We start from the raw sequence: 23,541 nt of genomic DNA on the forward strand, positions 1-23,541 counted from the left end.
TCAGCGCCTCTCGTCGGCACCGGCGGCCGCCGGCGCGCCCTCGGCGTCGTCCTTCGTGGCAACCACCGCCACCCGTTTGCCGGTGCGCAGTGCCACCCGTGCCGCCTGCAGCGCCTCCTGCAGGTCGCGGGCGCTGATGTCGAGCGCCCGAGCGTACCGCTGGGCGACCACGCCCAGGCCGTGGGCCATGCGCGCCGGCGGGAGCAAGGTGACGGCATCGACAGCGTCGTTGGCGGCGCTGGCGGCCGTGCGCAGCACGTCGGCATCGCCGTCGGGCGTGCGCGGCGAACGGTCGCGGGGCAATCGGTGGATCATGTGCTGCACGTCTTCGCCGAGGCCCCAGTGCCGCGCCACGGCCGCACCGAGGGCCTCGATGTCGACCCCCAGCACCGCGTACGAGGCGCCGGCTTCGGTCATGCCCGGCTGTTCGGGCGTGCCGGGCTCGGCATCCGGCGGAGCCGGCACGGGACGCATGAGTTGCCAGATCTGCTCGGCTTCGTCGCTGAAGTGGTACTGCACGAGCAGGCGGCCGAGGTTCTGCAGCACGGCGACGAGGAACACGACCTCCGGGTCGTAGCCCGCCGGGCACAGCACCTGCGCCGTGTGGCCGGCCAGCCGTGCACGGTCGATGGTGCGCTGCATTGCGTCGGCGCCGGCCGGCGTCAGCGGACCGGGCCACAGGCGCAGCACCGAGGCGGCCTGGCGGATGCCGTTGAGGCCGACCAGCGCGATCGCGCGCCGTACCGTCAGCACCGGGCCGTTGCCCGCCACCTGCGTGCCCTGCACCTGCGCCGAGTTCACCTGGCGCAGCAGCTCGAAGGTGAGCGCCATGTCCTGCAGGATCTGCTCGGCCATCTCGTCGGTGCGCTGCCCTTCCTTGGCGGTGAGACGCGCGACGCGGCCGCCGACGCCGGGCATTGCCGGAAGGTGGCCTATCGTGCGCATGCGGTCGAGCAGCAGCGCGAGCGGACCGCCGGTGTCCTGCGCTTCCGCGGTGCGCCAGCCATCCAGCGCCTGCAGCAGCGTGCGCGCGCTGAGGTAGCGCTGCCGCTCCTGGTTCGCCGTGCTGCGGTTGGCGATGGCGCGCAGCGCTTCGGGAATCGGATGCGGTGTCGTCCATGGCAGCCGCACGATCTCGCGGCCGGCAGGCGGCAGGCGACCGATCACCTGCGCGGTGTCGGGTTCCTCGAGCGCGGGTTGGCCGGTCAGCAGATGCTGCAGCAGGATCCCGCTGGCCAGCACATCCCGCTCGGCGGCTTCGCGTTGGGCGCGCAGCCTGTTCGTGTCCAGGGCCATGCCGCGCTCGTTGGCACGTGCGCCCTCCTCGACCGGCGCGACGGGCGAGCCTGCCGCGCCGAGCGCCATCACACGCACGTTGCCGTTGTCGCCGAGCACGAGCTGATGCAGCTGCAGATCGCCGTGGCCTGTGCCGGCCTCGTGCGCGAATGCCAGGCCCTGCAAGGCCTGGCACAGCCAGCCGACGGCTTCGAGTGGCGTCGGATGAGGATGGGCCGCCATCCATTCGGGCAGCGTCACGCCGAGCGCCCGGTCCACCGCCACATACGGCCAGTGCTCCTGCACGCCGACATCGACCACGTGGGCAAGGTTGGGATGGTTCAGGCGCGCCGCCGAGCGCACCTCGTCGAGCCAGCGTTCCAGCGCCGCCGCCGTCGCTGGCTGGGCCCGCGGCAGCGTGAGCATCAGCTCCTGGTCCAGGCGCGGATCGAAGGCGAGCCACACCATGGTCGCGTTGCTCTTGCCCAGCAGCTGACGCAGCTCGAAGCGGCCGAGGCGGCGGACTGCAGCAGCGGTTCGGGGAGCGGGAGACGCGGAAGCGACCATCGTGGGAGAGAGACGAAGTTGCGCTATTGGATGACGCGCCGTCAGCGCGCAAAGGCCGGATCAGCCCGGGCATTCCGTCGCTATTTGAGCGCGAGGCGGCGCTCGGCCGGCGTGACAAATGCCCGGATCAGTCGACCTCGACGACCTCGCCCTGCCCCGTGATGAAGGCGCAGCGCACCGTCTCGCCCGGCTGCAGTCGCTGCACGGCGCCGCGATAGCGGCGCAGCTGGTCGCGGTACTCGGCCAGCGCCTGCGGTGCGTGCTGCAGCTTGTAGTCGAGGACCCACCAGGCGCGCCGCCCCGCTTCTTCGAGCTGCACGAGCCGGTCGATGCGCAACGCCTCGCCGCCGTCGGCCACCGGCACCTCGTTGCCGGCCCAACGCAGCGCGTCGCCGCGAAAGAAGCGTGCCGAGGCCGGGCTGCGCCAGATCAGCCTGGCCAGGCGAGCCACCTCGCGTTCATCGACCGCGAACTCGCGTGCCGCGGCCCCGGCCAGCGGTGCGAGGTCGCGTGCCTTGTCGCCGGCAATCCACTCCAGCACCCGGTGCACGGCCTGCCCGAGCCGGCTGGCGGCATCGCTGTCCGCCGGCGGCCTGGGCGCCACCGGCGGACGAGGAGACACGCGCGGCAGCGCAAGCAGCGCCGACGCCGGACCGGCCGGTGACGCATCGCCTGTCATGCGCATCGGCGCCCACTCGCGTGTCCACGGCTGGACGCGCGACCACCATGACACACGGTCGCCGGGACGCGGCTCGGTGGCGCTGAACACGAGGCGGGTGCGCGCGCGTGTCATGGCAACGTACAGGCCGTTCATCTCCTCCCGCTCGCGCGCGATGCGCTCGCGCTCGAGCACCTCGGTCAGCGCGGGCGGACAGCGCTTCTCGGAATAGACAAAGGCGCAGCGGCGTGGATGCTCGGACTCGACCGGCCAATCGACGAGCAGGGTGGCCGTGTCGGCAGGCCGCTCCTCGGGATCGGCATCCATCACGAACACGACCTCGGCTTCGAGCCCCTTCGCGCCGTGCACGGTGAGCAGCTGCACGGCGCCCGGCTGCAGCGCTGCCGGCACGCTGATGGTGCGCCGCTTCAACGCACGAACGAAGTTGTACGGCGTGGCGTAGCGGGCGCCGTCCAGCGTCAGCGCGCGATGCAGCAGGGCGTCGACGGCGGCGAGCGCACCGGCACGCCGCTCGGGCGGCACGGTCGCGACCAGCCTCTCGCGCACCTCGCCTTCGGCCACGACGATGTCGAGCAGGTCGTGCGGCGGAAGTTGGCGCGCCGCCGTCCGCCAGCGCGCCAGCAGGTCACGGGCACGTCGCAAAGCGTGGCTTGGCTGCGGCAGATCGCGCAGTGCCCGCCACCAGTCGCCGTGCGGCGTGCTCGCGCGCGCCAGGGCGATGAGGTCGTCGTCACTGGCACCGAAGACAGGGCTGCGCAATGCGTGCGCGAGCGAGAGCCGGTGCTGTGGCGAGACCAGCACGTCGAGCACCGCGATCAGGTCGCGCGCCTGCGGCGCGTCGAGGAGTTCGAAGTCCTCGGCAGCCGCGTAGGGAACGTGCACCGCGGCCAGCGCATCGGCCACGAGACGCAGCGACTCGCGCTTGCGACACAGCACATGAATGCCACCGGCGGGAGCGGCGCCTTGCTCGATCAGCTCGCGCACCGCGGCCGCGACGGCGCGCGCCTCCTGCTCGCGCAGCACTTCCTCCGGTTCATGGCGCGGCTGGGTCAGGCTGTCGCGCCACGGCGCAAGCACCTCGTCGGCGTCCGACTTTGGGGGCGCGGGCGGCCGCGCAATGCGCCGCAGCGCGTAGACGCCGGCCTCCGCGCGTCCGGCGGGAACCTCGGTGGTGTGCGGCCTGAAGCCGCCGAACTCGCCGTCGTTCTGAGCCGCGTCGAACACGCCGTTGAGAACCTCGAGCACCTCGGGGGCGTTGCGGCGCGTATGGTCGCAGGCGAGCACGCTGCCGCCGAGCGCCTGCACGACGAAATGGCGCGCCGCCTCGAACACCCGGGGCTCCGCGCCACGGAAGCGGTAGATGCTCTGCTTGGGATCGCCGACGATGAAGACGCCGGGCGGTCGCTGGCCGCTCGCGCCCCCGCCCGCGCCGGCGTAGCCCGACAGCCAGGCATGCAGCGCATGCCACTGCAACGGGCTGGTGTCCTGGAACTCGTCGATCAGCAGATGGCGCACGCGTGCGTCGAGGCGCTCCTGCACCCAGCCGGCCTGCGTGCTGTCGCGCAGCAGGGCCAGCGCGCCGCGCTCGAGATCGGACATGTCGGCCAGTCCGCGCGCCCGCTTGAAGGCCGCGTACTCGGCCAGCAGGACACGCGACAGGCGGACCATGCGGCGGTGCTCGACATGCGCTTCGTGCTGGCGCACTTGGGCGCACAGCCGCTCGAGGGCTGCCTGCGCTTCGACCAATCCGCTCGGCTTGCCGATCTGCGTGCGCGGGGTTCCCTTGTCGGCGGTGAACAGCGCGAGCCATGCCGCCTCGAAGCTTGCCGCGGGGTCGGCTTCGTCCAGGGCCACGGCCAGGCGCTGCGCGGCTTCTTGCGCGCGCACGCCGCCGCGCGCAAGGGTCGCCGCCAGCGCGCTCAGCTGCTCTCGCCAGGGCATGGTTCGCAAGCGGCGCGCCGGATGGCCCCCGGCATCGGGCGCCGGCACGGAATCCTCCAGCGTGCCTGCCGCGTCGGCCAGCTCGACGTCGACGCGCCTGCCCCATGCCGCGTCGAGCCAGCGGCGCAGCTGCGTGCGCCCGCGCTCGCGCACCAGGGTGTTGAAATCCTCGCGCAGCTGCACATCGGCGGCGACTGCCGCGTGGAACCGGCGGTACACGTCTGCCTGGTGCTCGGTCGGGTCTTCGACGAGCTCCATCTCCGGCTGCAAACCGAGCTCGGCGAGCAGCTCCAGCGGCGCAACCCGCAGCAGTTGCCAGAACCAGGCGTGGAAGGTGCGAACCTCGACCATGCGTCCACCGCGCAACACACGTTCATGCAGCGCGGCGAGCTGCGGGGCCAGCTGCGCCGCCTGGGCGGGCGTCAAGCCGCGCGCCTGCAGCTCGCGCAGGCGCTGCGCCTCGCCGCCCGCCGCGAAGCCCGCGAGCCACTCGTCGAGCCGCTCGCGCATTTCGCCGGCGGCCTTCTTGGTGAACGTGATCGCGAGGATCTCCTGCGGCTGCGCGCCTTCCAGGAGTGCGCGCAGGATGCGAGATACCAGCATCCAGGTCTTCCCGGCTCCCGCACATGCCTCGACGATGACGCTGCGGGCAGGATCGCAGGCGGCGGCGTAGAACGCCTCGCGCGACACCGCGGCGTGGTCGATGGCGTAGGCGGCGGCGTTCACGACGAGGGCTCCTCGGCCGGCCAGTGGTCCCGCTGGCACATGCCACGCGCCTCGCAATACCGGCAGCTGTCCCCCTCGCCGAGCGCCGGCAGTGCGGCGCCTTCGCGCAGTCGCTGCAGCTCGCGCCCCATGCCTTCCACCAGTTGAACCGCGCTTGCCTGCACGCCGCGATGCTTGACCTCGCGCAGGCTGTCGTTGTCGTCCAGCGAGAGGTAGGTTGCCTCGATGGCATCCGGGGCATCTGCCTGCGCCACCAGAGCCGCATAGAACGCGAGCTGCGTGTCCTCCTGGGCTTCGGCCACGCGCTGGCGCAGCCGCTGGCCGCTGCTGGTCTTGTAGTCGATGAGCTGCGTCGCCGGCGCCGCGTCAGCGCGCGGAAGGCTGTCGATGCGGTCGATGCGCCCTTCCATCTCGATGCCACCCCATTGCGGGGGCGCCACCACGATCTCGCGTTCGCCGTCCAGCCATTGCACGCCCTGGCGGTCGCGCAGCCGCAGCCAGTCGAGATAGCGCGGGGCGATGCGCGCGAAGCTGGCCGCATACGGCAGGAACGATGGGTCGTCCAGGTGCATCTCCCGGCGCACCTCCTCGGCGATCGCTTGCAGCGCCTCGATCTCCTCATCAGTTGGCCGGGGTGCCTGGCGCCGCTGGTGGAAGCGATAGAGCACCTCGTGCAGCCAGGAGCCGTAGTCGCGCTTCTCGATGTCCTCCGCCAGCTCGTCGGCCTCGCGAAGCCCGAGCATGCGCAGCGCGAAGAAGCGGTAGGGGCAGACGCGCAGCGCCTCGCAGGCGCTCGCACTGAGCCGCTGCGGCAACAGATCGGGCGCCACGGGCTGCGGCCGCGTGAGTGGCTGCGGGTCGATGGACACGCTCACCCGCGGGTCGGGGGCATCGCCCAGCGCACGGCCGGCGCGTTGCGCGGCCAGCGCGAGTCGTTCGAGCAGCGGGCTCGGGGACAGCGGCTCGCCGCCATCGTCGCGGCGCCGCAGCAGGGTCACGCGAGGAAGCCGCAACAGCTGGGCGAACGCCAGTGTCTCGGCCTCGCGCCGCCGTGCCGCATCGGGCAGGCCGAGCGCTCGTGCGGCGGCTTCGCCCAGCAGCGGATGCACAGGCGCGGCGGCGCCCAGGCGCTTTTCGTCGGCCCCTGGCATGACGATGCTGGCAAAGGGCCTCATCATCGCCCGCTCGAGCGGCGTGACGACGACCTGAGCATCGCCGGGAGCCGGCGGGACGAACGACGCATCCTCCAGCGCAGCGCGCGCCCAGGCGGCGAACTCGTCCAGTGTCATCGCGTCCGCATCGGGCAGCCCCGCGCCGGTGTCGAGGTGCAGCGCGACGATGACCTGGCGGCCGGCGTCGTCGGCCAGGAATGCCTGCCATGCGCCGCAAGCCTGCAGCGCGCCTTGCAAGGCCGTCAGCCACCCGGGCAGCGACCGGGTGCGCGGCTGCGCCAGGGCTTCGACGATCACGTGCGCCGCGTCCCACAGGACGCCTGCGCGCTCCGGCAGCGCGGAGGCATCGACGCTCGCCGGCACAGCCCATCCGCCACGGCGCAGCTTCGATTCGAGCGCCTGCAGGGCGCCGTCGCCCTGCTCGAGGTGTGGCCATGCCGGCGCGCATGACTTCAGCCAATCGAGCCAATCGTCGGTGGTCGCGGCGTGCGCAGCGGCGCGCAGCATTGCGACGACCGTGGCGGCGGCCCGGGTGGTCGAGAGCTTCCAGCCGGTCTCGTCCTGCAGCGACACCTGCTGGCGCGACAGCAGCGCGCGCACGCGGCGGATCAGCAGGCGATCCTGCGCGATCAGGCCGACTGGCGCGCGGCCCGCCTCGAGGTGGGCAAGCACGTGAGCGGCGCTGCGCTGCGCCTCGTCCTCGAAGTCGGCGCAGACCGCAACGTCAACCTCGGCTGCTATGGCGCCGAAAGGATCGTCGGCGGGCGGGTCGGCGTCGATCAGCAGGCAGGGCGTGAACAGGTCGGCGCACGACATCAGGCCATGGGCCACTGCGTCGGATCCGCCGGCCTGCAACACGATCCAGGCGGCCGGGCGCAGCGAGAACAGCACGTCGGTCGGAGGCGGTGCACCGGCGGCGGCCCACTCGAGCGCAACGCGCGCGAGCAGCCGCTCGGCCGCGCCGGGCCCGCTGCCGATGCCGAGCAGTTCGCGTCCCTGTCGCCAATGCGCGTCCCGCTCTGCGGGAGGCACCGCCGCGGCGGCACGAGCCAGCGCGTGGGCCGTCTGCACCAGCGAGCGCACGGCGTGATCGAAGCCTTGGGCATCGCGCCGCGCCCAGCCGGCTGCCCAGGACTGGGCGCGCAGCAGACGTCGTGCGCTGAGGCGGTCGATCGCGGCGTCGAAGGTGATCTGCCCGGGCTCGGCGGCGCTTGCCGGCGCGATGCTGCGGGCGAGCGTCAGCGTGGTCTCGATGCGCGGCATCCAGCCGCCGCCGCGCGCCCAGGCGCGCCGCGCCAGCGGCAGGTGCTGCGCGAACGGCAGCAGCACGACCGCGTCGCGCAATGCAACGGTGTGTTCGTCGGCCCAGGCACGGGCTTGCGCGACGACCCGCGACCACGGATCGCCATCGATGAATTCAAGGGGCTGGTGGGCTATCGAAGCCATAGGGAGAAGCAGGCGTGTGGTGCGCCCCGCCGCGAGTGGGGACTGGCCACAATGTGTCATCATTCTGCCCTGCCGCCCGTGCGGCTCACGTGCAAGGACAAGACCATGAGCAGTGACCTCATCAAGCACACCTCCGACGCTTCGTTCGAGAGCGACGTTCTGCGTTCCGACAAGCCGGTGCTGGTGGACTACTGGGCCGAATGGTGCGGGCCGTGCAAGATGATCGCGCCCATCCTGGACGAGGTCTCCAAGGACTACGACGGCCGCCTGCAGATCGCCAAGATGAACGTCGACGAGAACCGCGACGTGCCGGCCAAGTTCGGCATCCGCGGCATCCCGACCCTCATGTTGTTCAAGGACGGCCAGCTCGCGGCCACCAAGGTCGGCGCACTCTCGAAAGCGCAGTTGACGGCCTTCCTCGACGGTCATCTATAATCCGCCTCAATCGCTTCGGGAGAAGCTGCCAGCCCAAAAGGCGCAACCTCCCGAAGCCTGAAGTTTTCAGCCACCACGCCCGGAAGCCAGAGTTGGCTTCGCAGCATCCAAGGCGCGTGGATCCGGCCTCCCACTCCGACCCTCTCGTTCAGTCCCAGCGACCTGCTCTCGCCATTGATTTCCGGCGAAACGACGCGCGGCAAGACGGGAATCCCACGAGGCCGAGCTTTCGGTAGGCGTGCCATTGGCAGGCGCGCCTGCCCTCCATCCCAGGGTATTCGCCCATGCATCTGTCAGAACTGAAAGCCCTCCACGTCTCCGAGCTCATCAAGATGGGCGAAGCGCTGGAGATCGAGAACGTCGCTCGCATGCGCAAGCAGGAGCTGATGTTCGCGATCATGAAAAAGCGCGCCAAGGCCGGCGAGCAGGTGTTCGGCGACGGCGTGCTCGAGGTCCTGCCCGACGGCTTCGGCTTCCTGCGCTCCCCCGACACCAGCTACATGGCGTCCACCGACGACATCTACCTGAGCCCGAGCCAGATCCGCCGGTTCAACCTGCACACCGGCGACGCCATCGAGGGCGAGGTGCGCGTGCCCAAGGACGGTGAACGCTACTTCGCGCTGGTCAAGGTCGACAAGGTCAACGGCCTCACACCCGAGGAGAGCAAGCACAAGATCATGTTCGAGAACTTGACGCCGCTCTTTCCGAAGGAGCAGTTCAAGCTCGAGCGCGACATCAAGTCCGACGAGAACATCACCAGCCGGATCGTCGACCTCATCGCCCCGATCGGCAAAGGCCAGCGCGCCCTGCTCGTCTCCGCGCCCAAGAGCGGCAAGACGGTGATGATGCAGAACCTCGCGCATGCGATCACCGGCAACTACCCCGACGTCTACCTGATCGTGCTGCTCGTCGACGAGCGGCCCGAGGAAGTGACCGAAATGCAGCGCACCGTGCGCGGCGAGGTCATCAGCTCCACCTTCGACGAGCCGGCGCAGCGCCACGTCCAGGTGGCCGAAATGGTGATCGAACGCGCCAAGCGGCTAGTCGAGCTGAAGAAGGATGTGGTCATCCTGCTCGACTCCATCACCCGCCTGGCACGGGCCTACAACAACGTGCTGCCCTCGTCGGGCAAGGTGCTGACCGGCGGCGTCGACGCCAACGCGCTGCAGCGTCCCAAGCGCTTCTTCGGCGCGGCGCGCAACATCGAGGAAGGCGGCTCGCTCACCATCATCGGCACCGCACTGGTCGATACCGGCAGCCGCATGGACGAGGTGATCTACGAGGAATTCAAGGGCACCGGCAACTGCGAGATCCACCTGGATCGCCGCATGTCGGAAAAGCGCGTCTACCCATCGATCCTTCTCAACAAGTCGGGAACGCGCCGCGAGGAGCTCCTGCTCAAGCCCGAGATCCTTCAGAAAACCTGGATCCTGCGCAAGCTGCTGTACCCGATGGACGAGATCGAGGCGATGGAGTTCATCCTGGACAAGATGAAGTCGACGAAGAACAACCTTGACTTCTTCGACATGATGCGGCGCGGCGGCTGACGCCCGCTATAATCCGCGGTTTTCCCCGCTTGCAGGAAAGTGCGCCGAACGGTTCGGCGTGGCTTCCGACAACACCAGCGCAGAGGCTTCCATGAAAGAAGGCATTCACCCCGCTTACCGACCCGTCTGCTTCGTTGACCTGTCCAACGGCTTCCAGGTCGTCACTCGTTCATGCGCACAGACGCGCGAAACCATCAAGATGGAGGACGGTCGCGAGCTCCCGCTGATCAAGGTCGAAACCACCAGCGAGTCGCACCCCTTCTACACCGGCACGCAAAAGAGCGTCGACTCCCTCGGCGGCCACGTCGAGAAGTTCCGCAAGAAGTATGAGCGGGTCGGCATCAAGAGGTGAAGGCACGGCAGCCGCGGCTGCCTTCTTCGACGAAAAGGCAGCCCTGGGCTGCCTTTTTTAATGGCCGCGCGAATTGCTGCATGATGCGGCGCTCATACCAAGAACCGCTGCGTTGAACTCGCCGAACCCCGCTCTCGTGACTCAGCGCGCCGCACAGCGGCTGCCGCGTTTGGCGCTGATCCTGTTTTGTGCCGCCTACGTCATTCCGGGCCTTTTCGGCCGCGATCCATGGCGGAACGCCGACATCACGGCCTTCGGCTACATGGTCAACCTGGCCGAGGGACGCAGCGCATGGTTCTTCCCCACGGTGGCCGGGCTGCCCTCCGACACGGCATTGCTGCCGTACTGGCTGGGCGCCGTCTTCGTGAAGCTCCTGGGGCCATGGCTCGGGGCTCCCCTTGCAGCGCGCATCCCTTTCGCGTTGCTGCTCGTGGCGTCGCTCGCACTGGTCTGGTACAGCAGCTACCACCTGGCGCGCACGGAAGCGGCGCAGCCGCTGCCCTTTGCCTTCGGCGGTGAAGCCGACCCCGTCGACTATGCGAGGGCCATCGCCGACGGTGCCCTGCTGGCGGTGATCGCCACGCTCGGCCTGCTGCTGCTGGGGCACGAGACGACACCGGAGCTGGCGCAGCTCGCCAGCGTGTCGCTCTACCTCTACGCGCTCTCCGCGACGCCGTTCCGCGGCTGGGCGCCGCGCGCCGCGGTCCTGGTCGCACTGCCTGCGCTGGCCGCCAGCGGCGCGCCAACGGTCGCGCTTGCGCTGGGCCTGGTCGGCATGGGGGTGTGCCGCTACTCGGGCCACGTGCCGGCGCACCGATTCGTGCCGTGGATCGCACTCGGCACGGTGCTGGGCGCCATTGCCGCCTGGGCGCTTGGCGCCTGGGGCTGGCGGCTCAGCGGCTACGCCTCGGCAAAGGACTGGCTCAGTCTGGGGCGATTGTTCCTGTGGTTCCTGTGGCCGGCGTGGCTTCTCGCGGTGTGGACGCTGTGGCGGTGGCGACGTCACCTGCTGCAGCACCACATCGCCGTGCCGCTGGGTTGCGTCGCGGTCAGTGCCGTCGCCTGCATCGCAATGGGCGGTTGGGACCGCGCCTTGATGCTGGCGCTGCCGCCGCTGGCCGTGCTCGCATCGTTCGCACTGCCGACCCTGCAGCGGAGCACGGCAGCTGCGATCGACTGGTTCTCCGTCTTCTTCTTCAGCATCTGCGCGCTGATCATCTGGGTGGTGTACGCGGCGATGCAGACGGGCGTGCCACGTCAGCCGGCGGCCAACGTGGCACGGCTGGTTCCCGGCTTCATGCCCAGCTTCTCCCTGCCCGCGTTCGCATTCGCGAGCGCCGCAACGGTTGCATGGTTGTGGCTGGTGAAGTGGCGCACCGGACGGCATCGCCATGCCCTGTGGAAGAGCCTCGTGCTGCCGGCCAGCGGCGTGGCGCTTTGCTGGCTGCTGCTGATGACGCTGTGGCTGCCCCTTCTCGACTACGCGCGCAGCTATCGCACGCTGGTCGAACGCATCGCCCGCCATGTGCCTCGCGACGCCTGCATGGCCGCGGTGGATCTGCCGCGCGGCCAGCTGGTCGCGCTGGAATACCTGGGCGGCTGGCGTGTGGACGCGCTGACGGTGCCGCAGGCGAGCCGTTGCGAATACCTGCTGCGGCTCGAGCCCCGCAGCAAGCCCAAGCCGCCGCTGGCCGACTGGACATTGGTCGCGAGGGAAAGGCGTCCGAACGACCGCGACGAGCAGACGGCGATCTACAGACGCCCTGCCCCCTGAGCCTCAGCCCGCACCGATTCGATCGCAGCCCGCCTTGCATCGAGGGCTTGCTCCATCTGGCGGACACGTGCAGCAGGAAAGACGAGCCTGAAACGGGAACCACGGCCGGGTTCGCTGTCGATTTCCAGCTCGCCGCCGTGGCGCTGCACCACGTGCTTGACGATCGACAGCCCAAGCCCCGTGCCTCCTGTATCGCGTGAGCGACTGCCGTCGACGCGATAGAAGCGCTCGGTGAGGCGCGGAAGGTGCTCGCGTGCGATGCCGATGCCCGAATCGTGCACCTCCAGCTCGCCCGCGCCATCAGCGCGCACCGACCAGGACACCCCGACGCGGCCGCCCGACGGTGTGTAGCGAACCGCATTGGTAACCAGATTCGCCACCGCACTCTGCAGCTCGGTCTCGGCGCCGGCGATCTGCGCCGCTTCACCACCGCTGAAGTCGAAGACATGGCGACCTGCGGACAGTGCTTCCGCATCCGCATGGACTTGCGCCAGCAGGTTCTGCACCGGCACCCAGCGATCGGACGCCGGGCGCGGACTGCCCTCGAGCTGGGCGAGCGTCAGCAAGTCGCCGACCAGCGTCTGCATGCGCTGCGTCTGCTGCGACATCAGCTCCAGCACGCGGCGACGCTCGACCTCGGTGAGCGGAAGATTGCCCAGCGTCTCGATGAAACCCGTGAGCACCGTGAGAGGCGTGCGAATCTCGTGCGACACGTTGGCGACGAAGTCGCGCCGCATGGCGTCGTTGCGCTCGCGCTCGGTGATGTCCTGCGACAGCACCAGCTTCTTGCCTTCCCCGTACGGCCGCACCGCCACGGAGATGGTGCCGCGCGCCCCCGGTCCGGCGAAGGTCACCGTCTCGCCGAAGCTGTCGCCCTGCAGATAGGCGACGAACGCGGGCGCACGGACCAGATTGGTGATGCGCTGGCGGCGATCACGCTGCGGATCCAGCCCGAAATGATCGGCGGCCACGGAGTTGCACCACTCGATCTGGTCGCTCGCGTCCAGGAGCAACACTCCGTTCGGCGACGCTTCGATGGCGGATAAAAACTGGTCCAGTCGCGCGCTTTCCGTGGCGACGTTGCGCTCGAGCGCGCGCACCGAACGCTCGACGCGGTAGCCCACCTCGCCCCAGAACCCGGTGTCGCGCGGCGCTGATCCTTCCATCTGCCCGCGCAGCCAGTTCATGAAGCGGTGGCCGCGCCACGCATCGACGAACGCATGCGCGAGCGCAGCCGCTGCCGCCCCGAGCAAGGCGCCGATGGCCGGCCAGCTCCACGCATTTCCCACGGCCATGCCGACCAGCCCGCCGAGGATCACGGCAAGGGTCGCAGCGAGCAGGCGTGGAATCAGCCAGCCCATCGCACGAAGTCAGCTGGAGAGGGCCTGGACCTGCTGCGTCAATCGGTAGCCGGCGCCGCGCACCGTCTCGATCATGCGCGAGCAGTTCACCGGCTCGAGCGCCTCGCGCAGGCGCTTGACATGGACGTCGACCGTGCGTTCCTCGATGAACACGTGATCGCCCCACACCCGGTCGAGCAGTTGGGCGCGGCTGTGCACCCGCTCCGGATGCGTCATGAAGAAGTGAAGCAGGCGGAACTCGGTGGGGCCGATCCGCACCTCGCGCTCCTCGCGCGTGACCCGGCGCGTCGCCGGGTCCAGCCGAAGTGCGCCGACTTCGACGACCGTGTCCAGCGCTTCGGGCGCCTTGCGGCGCAGCACCGCTCGGATGCGGGCGAGCAGTTCGTTGGTGGAGAAAGGCTTGACGAGGTAGTCGTCGGCGCCGGCATCGAGACCCGCGATCTTGTCGGCCTCTTCAGCGCGCGCAGTCAACATGATGATCGGCAGCTCGCGCGTGCGGGTCTGACCCCTCCAGCGCTTGGCCAGCGCCAAGCCGGACTGCCCGGGCAGCATCCAGTCGAGCACGACCAGGTCCGGCAGCACCCGATCCACCTCGAACTGCGCCTGGTCGGCGGTTGCAGCGATGGTGACCTCGTAACCCGCATGTCGCAGATTGATCGAGATCAGCTCCGCAATCGCCGACTCATCTTCAACCACCAGAATACGGCTCATCAATCAGCTCCTTCAGCGCACCATCGTCTCGATCGTCGAGACCGGGTTGTGGCGGACATCAGTTCCCTTGACGACATAGATGATGACCTCCGCCAGATTCTTCGCATGGTCGCCGACGCGCTCGATGGCCTTGGCGACGAACACGAGGTCGATGCTGGACGAGATGGTGCGCGGGTCTTCCATCATGAAGGTGATCAGCTTGCGCATCAGGCCTTCGAACTCCTGGTCGATCTGATCGTCCTGCTTCAGCACCTCGACCGCCTTGTCGGTGTCGAGGCGGGCGAAGGCATCCAGCGCCTTGCGCAACTGCTTGATCGCGAGCTCGGACTCGAATGCCAGGTCGCTCACCGGCAGGCGCATGCGGCTGGACACGCCGCTGTTGAGCAGGCGCTGCACGGTGCGTGCGATGCGCGCGGCCTCGTCGCCGACACGCTCCAGGTTGGCGATCGTCTTGCTGATGGCGATGAGCAGCCGAAGATCGCGCGCGGTTGGCTGGCGCCGCGCGATGATGGTGGACAAATCCCGATCGATCTCGACCTCCATCTGGTTGACCGTCTCTTCCTGCGACAGCACCTGCGAGGCGGTGTCACCGCTGAAATTGGTCAGCGCGTAGATCGCCTGCGCCACCTGCGATTCGACCAGGCCGCCCATTTCGAGCACGCGGGTGGAAATGCCGCTCAGCTCGGCATCGAACTGCGTCGATAGATGCTTGTCGCTCACGTCAACTCTCCCTTTCAGTGCCAACTCAGCCGAAACGACCGGTGATGTAGTCCTCGGTGTCCTTCTTCTTCGGCTTCATGAAGACCTCCGATGTGGGACCGAACTCGATCAGGTCGCCGAGGTACATGTACGCCGTGTAGTCGGAGGCGCGAGCCGCCTGCTGCATGTTGTGCGTCACGATGACCACGGTGTAGTCACTTTTGAGCTCGTGGATCAGCTCCTCGATCTTGCCGGTGGAGATGGGGTCCAGCGCCGAGCAGGGCTCGTCGAGCAGCAGGACTTCGGGCTTGATGGCGATGCCGCGCGCGATGCAAAGGCGCTGCTGCTGGCCACCGGAAAGCCCGGCGCCGCTCTGGTTCAGCTTGTCCTTGACCTCGTTCCACAGCGCCGCCTTCTTCAGCGCCCATTCGACCCGCTCATCCATCTCGATGCGAGGCAGGGTCTCGAACAGGCGAACGCCGAATGCGATGTTGTCGTAGATCGACATCGGGAACGGCGTGGGCTTCTGGAAGACCATGCCGACCTTGGCGCGAATCAGGGACACGTCCTGCTTGGACCGCAGGATGTTCTCGCCGTCCAGCAGGATCTCACCTTCGGCGCGCTGCTCGGGATACAGCTCGAACATCCGGTTGAAGGTGCGCAGCAAGGTCGACTTGCCGCAGCCCGATGGGCCGATGAAGGCGGTGACCTTCTTCTCCGGGATGTCGAGATTGATGCGCTTGAGGGCCTGGAATCCCCCGTAGTAGAAGTTGAGATTGCGCACCGAGATCTTGGACTTCTCGGTGATCGGGAGTTCGACTTTGGTGTCCATGGGTTCGACCCTTCTAGTGCCTCTGGCGGAACAGCACGCGCGCGAGGATGTTGAGCGCGAGCACGCCCAGCGTGATCAGGAACACGCCTGCCCAGGCGAGCTTTTGCCAGTTCTCGTACGGACTCATCGCAAACTTGAAGATGGTCACCGGCAGGCTGGCCATCGGCTCCGACAGACTCGAGGTCCAGAACTGGTTGGATAGCGCGGTGAAAAGCAGAGGTGCCGTTTCGCCGGCGATGCGCGCGAAGGCCAGCAGCACACCCGTCAGCACACCCGCGCGCGCCGCCTTCAGCGTGATGCTCGAGATCACTTTCCACTTCGGCGTGCCGAGCGCATAGGCGGCTTCGCGCAGCGAGTTGGGGATCAGCGACAGCATGTTCTCGGTCGTGCGGATCACCACCGGGATGACGATCAGTGCAAGGGCCAGCACGCCGGCGAATCCGGAGAATGTCTTCCACCGTGCAACGACGGCCGCGTAGATGAAGAGCCCGATCACAATCGATGGCGCCGACAGCAGGATGTCGTTGATGAAGCGTGTCAGGTGTCCCAGCCAGCCCTTCTGCCCGTACTCGGCCAGATAGACACCGGCGAGCACTCCGACAGGCGTGCCGATCATCGTGGCTAGCGTCACCATCAGCAGCGATCCGAAGATGGCGTTCGCGAGGCCGCCGACATCGGCTTGTGGCGGCGGCGTCATCTCGGTGAAAACGGAGAACGTCAGCCCTCCGACGCCGAGGCGCACGGTCTCGATCAGGATCCATATCAGCCAGAACAGACCGAACGCCATCGCGATCATCGACAGCGTGAGGGCAACCGCGTTGACCAGCTTGCGGCGGCGGTGCCGGGCCAGGCGAGAGGCGTCGCTGGCGCCGAGCGATGCGTTCATGCCCGCACTCCTTCACTCTTGCGAAGCTGCGACAGCAGCACTTTCGACAGCGACAGGACCACGAAGGTGATGAAGAAGAGCACCAGGCCCAGGTAGATCAGCGAGGCCTGGTGCAAGCCTTCGTTGGCCTCGGCGAACTCGTTCGCCAGTGCCGACGTGATGCTGTTGGCAGCCTCGAACAGCGACAGGCTGCTCATCTGATTGAAGTTGCCGATGACGAAGGTGACCGCCATCGTTTCTCCGAGCGCGCGTCCGAGCCCGAGCATGATGCCGCCGATCACGCCGGTCTTGGTGTAGGGAAGCACGACCTTGAAGACAACCTCCCACGTCGTCGATCCCAGCCCGTACGCCGACTCCTTCAGGAGCGCAGGCGTGACCTCGAACACGTCTCGCATCACGGCGGCGATGAACGGGATGATCATGATCGCCAGGATGATGCCCGCGGACAGGATGCCGATGCCCACCGGCGCCCCGGAAACCAGTTCCTTCAGCACCGGCGTGTTGCCAATGAGCTTCTGCAGCGGCTGCTGCACGAACTGCGACAGCACCGGGCTGAACACCAGCAGCCCCCACATGCCATAGACGATGGACGGGACGGCGGCGAGCAGCTCGATCGCCACACCGAGCGGACGGCGCAACCATTTTGGAGACAGCTCGGTCAGGAATAGCGCAATGCCGAAGCTCACCGGCACGGCGATGACCAGCGCGATGAGCGATGTGGCCACCGTACCGAAGATCATCACCAGGCCGCCGTACCGGTCCTTGACAGGGTCCCATTCGCTGCGCCACAGGAAGCTCAGGCCATATTCCTTGATGGCGGGAGCCGCCCCGACGACCAGCGAGCCGATGATGCCCGCCAGCAGCAGAAGCGTAAGGATGGCTGCTGAATGCGCAAGGGTCGAGAACAGCGTATCTGCCCAGCGCGACGCCTTTCGCGCCGTCGGCGGCTGCCCCAGCGGATCGACGCGTTGCGCTTTGTTTGAGTCGTAGTGGGATGCGGGTAGGGTTGCGGCCACGATGGCTCCAGACGGACTGAGCGGCGGGATCCTGAAGGCCTCCCGCCGCGACTTTCACCGACTGCCGATCACTTGAACGCGACGACCTTGCCTGACGCGTCCTTGATTTCGGCCCACTGCTTGCGAACGAGGTTCTTCACCGGATCCGGCAAAGACACGTACTCCAGATCGGCGGCCATGTTGTCGCCGCTGACATAGGCCCAGTCGAAGAACTTGAGCGTGCTGACAGCCTGCGCCGGCTTCTCCTGTGCCTTGTGCATCATGATGAAGGTGGCACCCGTCAACGGCCACGCATCCTTGCCCGGCTGCTCGGTGAGGACCTGGTAGAAGCTCTTCGCCCAGTCGGCGCCGGCGGCGGCGGCCTTGAAGTTTGCATCATCCGGCGACACGAAGTTGCCGTCCTTGTTCTTCAGCTGCGTGTACGTCATCTTGTTCTGCTTGACGTAGGCGTACTCCACGTAGCCGATGGAGTTCGGCAGGCGGGTGACGAAGGCGGCAACGCCTTCGTTGCCCTTGCCGCCCGCGCCAGTCGGCCAGTTGACCGCCGTGCCTTCGCCGACCTTGGCCTTCCAGTCGGCATTCACCTTTGACAAGTAGTTGGTGAAGATGAAGCTGGTGCCCGAGCCGTCGGCGCGGCGCACCACCGAGATGGCCGCGTCGGGCAGCGGCACGCCCGGATTCAACGCGGTGAGCGCCGGGTCATTCCATTTGGCGATCTTGCCCAGATAGATGTCACCCAGCACCTGACCGGTGAGCTTGATCTGGCCGGGCTGGATGCCCTGGATGTTGACGACCGGTACCACGCCGCCGATCACCGTCGGGAACTGCACTAGGCCGTCCTTCACCAGCTCGTCATCCTTCAGCGGCATGTCGGAGGCGCCGAAGTCGACGGTCTTCGAGCGGATCTGCTTGAGACCGGCACCCGAGCCGACGGACTGGTAGTTGACCCGCACGCCGGTGGCCTTGTGATAGGCATCCGCCCACTTCGCATACAGCGGCGCGGGAAAGGTGGCCCCGGCACCGGTGACGTCCTCCGCCAGGACAGCACCGGCGACGACGCACAGTGCGACGGCCGCGACAGGACGGATGAGAGCGAGGCGCATGCGTGGACCTTTCAACGAGGATGTTAGATGCCCGCGACTGTAAGAGGCAGACATGACAGCTCGGTGACACCGTCGTCGGGCAGTGTGACGCCCAGGAAGGCAACATGAACGGTCACATCGATGTCACGGGATGGTCATGGTCGGTCCCTAACCTGCCGCCGCCACGGCCGCCGGGAAAGGCGGCCCGCTTCGGTGCTCTACAACAGCAAAAGGACGACCTCATGAAGATCTCTCAGCGGCTCATCGTGACAGCCGCAACCCTGGCGGCACTGGCCGGTTGTGCCACCACGCCCTCTCCGGCTACCGTCAACGAGACGACCGCCGCCAAGCCGGAGCTGTCCACCCTGAACAAGCTCGTCAAGGACGCCGGCCTGGCGGAAACGCTCGGCGCCGCCGGTCCGTACACCGTGTTTGCCCCGAGCGACGCCGCATTCATGGCGGTTCCTGCCAAGACGATGCAGGAGATGGCTTCCGACAAGGAGCTTCTGAGATCGGTGCTGAGCTACCACGTCGTGGCCAGCAAGGTCCTTTCCGCCGACGTGAAGAACGGGCCCGCGAAGACCCTGCAAGGCGGCAACATTTCGCTGTCGAAGGCCGGTAGCTTCGTGACGGTCGAAGACGCCGTCGTGACACAGGCCGACCTCCCTGCGTCGAACGGAGTGGTTCACGTCATCGACCGGGTGCTCATCCCGGCGAAGAGGTAAGGCTGCGGGGCGTTCTGCCCGGCGGTCGGATCAGGCCGCCTTGAGCGCTTCGGCCAGACGCTGTGCCGATCGCTCCGCAAGGTCGGGGTCGCGGGCTTCGACCATGACCCGTACCAGCGGCTCCGTGCCGGACGGTCGGATCAGCACACGGCCGGCGTCCCCGAGCTCGCGCTCCACCGCAGCCCGGACGTCCGGCAGGCGTGGGCTGGACTTCCAGTCCTGACCGGCCTGGAGACGCACGTTGATCAGCGTTTGCGGAAACAGCGACACGCCATGGAGCAGCTCCGGAAGGGACCGGCCGGCTCGCGCGACGGCCTGGAGCACCTGCAGGGCACTCACGATGCCGTCGCCGGTGGTGTGCTTGTCGAGCGCCAGCAGGTGGCCCGATCCCTCGCCGCCGAGCAGCCAGCCTCGCGCCGACAGCTCCTCCAGCACATAGCGGTCGCCGACCTTCGCCCGCACGCATTCGACGCCGCGCGCCTTGAGCGCGAGCTCGACAGCCATGTTGGTCATCAGCGTGCCCACGGCGCCGGGAACGGCTTGGCCAAGCGCCAGGCGGTCGGCCACCATCACGTAGAGCAGCTCGTCGCCGTTGTACAGACGACCATCGCGGTCCACCAGCTGCAAGCGGTCGGCGTCGCCGTCCAGCGCAATACCGTAGTCGGCGCCGTGCTCCCGAACCGCCTGCACGAGGCTTGCCGGGGCCGTGGCGCCCACGCCCGCGTTGATGTTGAAGCCATCAGGCTTGCAGCCAATGCAGACCGTTTCGGCCCCGAGCTCATGGAAGACATCGGGGGCAACGTGATAGGCCGCACCGTGCGCCGCGTCGACGACGACCTTGAGACCTTTGAGGGACAGCTCGCTCGAGAAGGTGTTCTTGCAGAACTCGATGTAGCGGCCGCTGGCGTCATCGAGCCGGCGCGCGCGACCCAGGCGGGCGGAGTCGGCCCATTGCGGCGCCTCGGCCAGCGCTGCCTCCACTTCCAGCTCCCAGGCGTCGGGCAGCTTCTCGCCCTTGGCCGAGAAGAACTTGATGCCGTTGTCGCCGAACGGGTTGTGCGACGCGCTGATCACCACGCCCAGGCTCTGACGAAGCGCGCGGGTGAGGTACGCGACGCCGGGCGTCGGCAGCGGCCCCGTCAGGAGGACGTCGACCCCGGCCGAGGCGAAGCCGGCCTCGAGCGACGACTCGATCATGTAGCCCGAGATGCGGGTGTCCTTGCCGATGAGCACGCTCGGGCGAGATTCGCTGCGCCTCAGCACCCGGCCGACGGCATGCCCCAAACGCAGCATGAAGTCCGGCGTGATCGGTTCCTGGCCGACAGTGCCCCGAATACCGTCGGTCCCGAAGTAGGTCCTGCTCATGTTGTCCACGGAAGTGAGGCAGCGATTGTCGGGTATCAGGCGAGCCCTGCCGCCCCCCACACCTGCAGGGCTTGGACCGTGGCCGCGACGTCGTGCACGCGAACGACCCGAGCGCCCTTTTGGACAGCGGCCAGCGCTGCTGCCACGCTGGCGACCATGCGTTCCCCGGCGGGCCGGCCGGTCAGGATGCCGAGGGTCGACTTGCGCGACCACCCTACCAGCAGCGGATACTCGCCCAGCAATTCCTGCTGGCGCCGCAGCAGCGCCAGGTTGTGATCCACCGTCTTGCCGAAGCCGATGCCCGGGTCGAGCACGATGCGCGACGCCGCGACACCGCGGTCGCGCAGCAATTGCGCGCGCTCGGCCAGAAAGACACGGACTTCCGCGACGACGTCCCCGTAATGCGGCTGCGCCTGCATCGACTGCGGCTCGCCCTGCATGTGCATCAGGCACACACCTCCGTTCGGGTGGCCGGCAACCGTGTCCAGCGCCCCGGGCGAGCGCAGCGCGTTGATGTCGTTGACGATGTCCACGCCGAGATCGAACGCCTTGCGCATCAGCTCGGGCTTGATGGTATCGAGCGACAGCGGGTAGCCCATCGACAGCGCGCCCACCAGGACCGGCTCCACGCGTGCCCATTCCTCATCCACGGGCACCGGACGTGCGCCCGGGCGGCTGGATTCGCCGCCGATGTCGAGGAGGTCGGCGCCATCCTTCAGCAGCTGCTCGCAGTGCGCCAGCGCCGCTGCCGCCGTGGCGTGGGCGCCCCCATCCGAAAATGAATCCGGCGTCACGTTGACGATGCCCATGACGCGGGGCCGGCTCAGGTCGATCTGGAAACGCGTGGTCTGCCAGTACATGGATGGTCGGGGCGTCGTCCAATGAGAAACGGGGCCGCAGCCCCGTTCGAATGCGTGCGGCCCGGATCAGGCAGCGGCCGGTTGTCCGTCGGCATTGACCGGCGGCGTGGGGCCGCCCGGCTTGTTGGCCGACGGCGTCCAGTCCTTCGGCGGACGCGGCGGGCGGCCGTTCATGATGTCGTCGACCTGCTCACCGTCGATGGTTTCCCACTCGAGCAACGCCTTGGCCATCGTGTGCATCTTGTCCTTGTTGTCCTCGATGAGCTTGCGGGCGATCGCGTATTGCTCGTCGATGATGCGGCGCACCTCCGCGTCGACGCGCTGCATGGTCTCTTCGGACATGTTGGTCGTCTTGGTCACGGAACGCCCGAGGAAAACCTCACCCTCGTTCTCGGCGTAGACCATCGGACCCAGGGCGTCGCTCATGCCATAGCGCATCACCATGTCGCGAGCCAGCTGCGTGGCGCGCTCGAAGTCGTTGCTGGCCCCGGTGGTCATCTGGTTCATGAACACCTCTTCAGCAATGCGACCGCCGAACAGCATGGAGATGCGGCTCAGGATGCGGACCTTGTCGGTGCTGTAGCGGTCGCCCTCCGGCAAGTACATGGTGAGGCCCAGCGCGCCGCCGCGCGGGATGATGGTGACCTTGTGCACTGGGTCGGTCTTGGGCAGCAGGCGAGCGACCAGCGCGTGACCCGCCTCGTGATAGGCGGTGTTGCGGCGCTCTTCCTCGTCCATGACCATGGACTTGCGCTCGGTGCCCATCATGATCTTGTCCTTGGCCTTCTCGAAGTCGACCATCTCGACGACGCGCCCGTTGCGGCGCGCGGCGAAGAGTGCCGCTTCGTTGACCAGGTTGGCCAGGTCGGCGCCGGAGAAACCCGGAGTGCCGCGTGCCAGGATGTCGGCACGGATATCCTGTCCCAGCGGCACCTTGCGCATGTGCACGTTGAGGATCTGCTCGCGGCCGCGAACATCCGGCAGCGTGACGTAGACCTGGCGGTCGAAGCGGCCCGGGCGCAGCAGTGCGGGGTCGAGAATGTCGGGCCGGTTCGTGGCGGCCATCACGATCACGCCCAGGTTGGTCTCGAACCCGTCCATCTCGACCAGCATCTGGTTCAGCGTCTGCTCGCGCTCGTCGTTGCCGCCGCCAAGGCCCGCGCCACGATGGCGGCCGACAGCGTCGATCTCGTCGACGAAGATGATGCAAGGCGCGCTCTTCTTGGCCTGCTCGAACATGTCGCGCACGCGGGCCGCGCCCACGCCGACGAACATCTCGACGAAGTCGGAGCCCGAGATGCTGAAGAACGGCACCTTCGCCTCACCGGCGATGGCCTTGGCCAGCAGCGTCTTGCCTGTCCCCGGAGGGCCGACCAGCAGCACGCCGCGCGGAATGCGGCCGCCAAGCTTCTGGAACTTCTGGGGGTCCTTGAGGAAGTCGACCAGTTCCTTGACCTCTTCCTTCGCCTCGTCGCAGCCGGCGACATCGGAGAAGGTCGTGGTGTTGTTGGCCTCGTCGAGCATGCGGGCCTTGGACTTGCCGAAGCTGAACGCCCCGCCCTTGCCCCCGCCCTGCATCTGTCTCATGAAGTAGATCCAGACGCCGATCAACAGCAGCATCGGGCCCCACGACACGAGGATGCTCATCAGGATCGATGGCTCTTCGCGGGGCTTGACGTCGAACTTGACGCCATTGTTGATGAGGTCGCCAACCAGCCCGCGGTCGAGATAGGTGGCTGTGGTGCGCAGCTCCTTGTCGTCGGTGGTACGGGCCTTGATCTCGGTGCCTGTCGGGCCCTCCTGGAGTTGCACGCTCTTGATGCGCTTGCTGCGGACCTCTTCGAGGAAGTCGGAGTAGCCGATCTCATTGGCACGAGTGGCGCCGCGGTCGAACTGCTTGAACACGGTGAACAGCACGAGGGCGATCACCAGCCAAACAGCGATTTTCGAGAACCATTGATTGTTCACCGCGGCTCCTTTTCCGGGTCAAAACGCTGCGCCCGACAAAAACCGCCTCGGGCTCCACGGCAGATGGGAACGATTTTATGCCAGTCAAGCCCGGGGTTTCGGGCCGCAAACACCGTGATAGG

General features: G+C 67.8%; 18 protein-coding genes. 5 read left to right on the plus strand and 13 right to left on the minus strand.

The features are described 5' to 3' along the window. From P7V53_RS16370 to P7V53_RS16380, 3 genes are all read right to left on the minus strand, one after another. The gene (locus tag P7V53_RS16370; RefSeq protein WP_280150463.1) at positions 1 to 1,842 is read right to left on the minus strand and encodes an HDOD domain-containing protein; all 1,842 of its coding nucleotides are present in this window, start codon (positions 1,840 to 1,842) and stop codon (positions 1 to 3) included. Positions 1,843 to 1,969: 127 nt separating this feature from the next. Then, positions 1,970 to 5,188 carry a UvrD-helicase domain-containing protein gene (locus tag P7V53_RS16375; protein WP_280150464.1) on the minus strand — a complete coding sequence of 1,073 codons (3,219 nt, stop codon included), beginning with the start codon at positions 5,186 to 5,188 and terminating at the stop codon, positions 1,970 to 1,972. Then, positions 5,185 to 7,806: a PD-(D/E)XK nuclease family protein gene (locus P7V53_RS16380; RefSeq protein ID WP_280150465.1), complete on the minus strand. Its 2,622-nt coding sequence runs from the start codon at positions 7,804 to 7,806 to the stop codon at positions 5,185 to 5,187. The genes P7V53_RS16375 and P7V53_RS16380 overlap by 4 nt, the downstream gene beginning before the upstream one ends. Positions 7,807 to 7,911: 105 nt before the next feature. On the opposite strand from P7V53_RS16380, the gene trxA reads away from it, so the two are divergent. From trxA to P7V53_RS16400, 4 genes are all read left to right on the plus strand, one after another. Next, the gene (gene trxA, locus P7V53_RS16385; RefSeq protein ID WP_280150466.1) at positions 7,912 to 8,241 is read left to right on the plus strand and encodes a thioredoxin TrxA; all 330 of its coding nucleotides are present in this window, start codon (positions 7,912 to 7,914) and stop codon (positions 8,239 to 8,241) included. A gap of 284 nt (positions 8,242 to 8,525) precedes the next feature. Beyond that, the gene (gene rho / locus P7V53_RS16390; protein ID WP_280150468.1) at positions 8,526 to 9,788 is read left to right on the plus strand and encodes a transcription termination factor Rho; all 1,263 of its coding nucleotides are present in this window, start codon (positions 8,526 to 8,528) and stop codon (positions 9,786 to 9,788) included. A 91-nt stretch (positions 9,789 to 9,879) separates the two neighbouring features. Further along, a complete protein-coding gene (locus P7V53_RS16395; protein ID WP_280156531.1) occupies positions 9,880 to 10,140 on the plus strand; it encodes a type B 50S ribosomal protein L31 in 261 nt (86 codons plus the stop codon). Positions 10,141 to 10,276: 136 nt separating this feature from the next. Then, positions 10,277 to 11,914, plus strand: coding sequence for a hypothetical protein (locus P7V53_RS16400; RefSeq protein WP_280150470.1), 1,638 nt, complete (start codon positions 10,277 to 10,279; stop codon positions 11,912 to 11,914). On the opposite strand, the gene phoR is transcribed toward P7V53_RS16400, so the two are convergent. From phoR to pstS, 7 genes are all read right to left on the minus strand, one after another. Beyond that, complete coding sequence (gene phoR / locus P7V53_RS16405; RefSeq protein ID WP_280150471.1) at positions 11,893 to 13,275, minus strand: phosphate regulon sensor histidine kinase PhoR; 1,383 nt, start codon at positions 13,273 to 13,275, stop codon at positions 11,893 to 11,895. The genes P7V53_RS16400 and phoR overlap by 22 nt on opposite strands. Positions 13,276 to 13,284: 9 nt before the next feature. After that, positions 13,285 to 13,986 (minus strand): phosphate regulon transcriptional regulator PhoB, encoded by a 702-nt coding sequence (gene phoB / locus P7V53_RS16410; protein ID WP_280150473.1) that lies wholly within the window; start codon positions 13,984 to 13,986, stop codon positions 13,285 to 13,287. A gap of 12 nt (positions 13,987 to 13,998) precedes the next feature. Further along, positions 13,999 to 14,706: a phosphate signaling complex protein PhoU gene (gene phoU / locus P7V53_RS16415; protein WP_280150474.1), complete on the minus strand. Its 708-nt coding sequence runs from the start codon at positions 14,704 to 14,706 to the stop codon at positions 13,999 to 14,001. Positions 14,707 to 14,731: 25 nt separating this feature from the next. Further along, positions 14,732 to 15,517, minus strand: a complete 786-nt coding sequence (gene pstB, locus P7V53_RS16420; protein WP_280150475.1) for a phosphate ABC transporter ATP-binding protein PstB — start codon at positions 15,515 to 15,517, stop codon at positions 14,732 to 14,734. Positions 15,518 to 15,530: 13 nt separating this feature from the next. Next, on the minus strand, positions 15,531 to 16,403 hold the full coding sequence (gene pstA, locus P7V53_RS16425; RefSeq protein ID WP_280150476.1) for a phosphate ABC transporter permease PstA: 873 nt from the start codon (positions 16,401 to 16,403) through the stop codon (positions 15,531 to 15,533). After that, complete coding sequence (gene pstC, locus P7V53_RS16430; protein ID WP_280150478.1) at positions 16,400 to 17,419, minus strand: phosphate ABC transporter permease PstC; 1,020 nt, start codon at positions 17,417 to 17,419, stop codon at positions 16,400 to 16,402. Before pstC ends, pstA begins: the two co-directional genes overlap by 4 nt. 68 nt (positions 17,420 to 17,487) lie before the next feature. Beyond that, positions 17,488 to 18,522, minus strand: coding sequence for a phosphate ABC transporter substrate-binding protein PstS (pstS, locus tag P7V53_RS16435; RefSeq protein WP_280156532.1), 1,035 nt, complete (start codon positions 18,520 to 18,522; stop codon positions 17,488 to 17,490). Positions 18,523 to 18,743: 221 nt separating this feature from the next. Between pstS and P7V53_RS16440 the strand changes: the two genes are divergently transcribed. Then, positions 18,744 to 19,226 (plus strand): fasciclin domain-containing protein, encoded by a 483-nt coding sequence (locus P7V53_RS16440; RefSeq protein WP_280156533.1) that lies wholly within the window; start codon positions 18,744 to 18,746, stop codon positions 19,224 to 19,226. Between the two features lie 30 nt (positions 19,227 to 19,256). Here the strand turns inward: P7V53_RS16440 and glmM are convergent, their stop codons facing one another. The 3 genes from glmM to ftsH form a co-directional block, all read right to left on the minus strand. Continuing rightward, entirely contained in the window at positions 19,257 to 20,591 is a 1,335-nt protein-coding gene (glmM, locus tag P7V53_RS16445) for a phosphoglucosamine mutase (RefSeq protein WP_280150479.1), read from the minus strand. 35 nt (positions 20,592 to 20,626) lie between these two features. After that, positions 20,627 to 21,451 carry a dihydropteroate synthase gene (folP, locus tag P7V53_RS16450; protein WP_280150481.1) on the minus strand — a complete coding sequence of 275 codons (825 nt, stop codon included), beginning with the start codon at positions 21,449 to 21,451 and terminating at the stop codon, positions 20,627 to 20,629. A 66-nt stretch (positions 21,452 to 21,517) separates the two neighbouring features. Beyond that, a complete protein-coding gene (gene ftsH, locus P7V53_RS16455) occupies positions 21,518 to 23,419 on the minus strand; it encodes an ATP-dependent zinc metalloprotease FtsH (protein WP_280150482.1) in 1,902 nt (633 codons plus the stop codon). Positions 23,420 to 23,541: the final 122 nt, after the last annotated feature.

Origin of the sequence: Piscinibacter sp. XHJ-5 (assembly GCF_029855045.1) — a bacterium.
Classification (GTDB): Bacteria; Pseudomonadota; Gammaproteobacteria; order Burkholderiales; family Burkholderiaceae_C; genus Albitalea.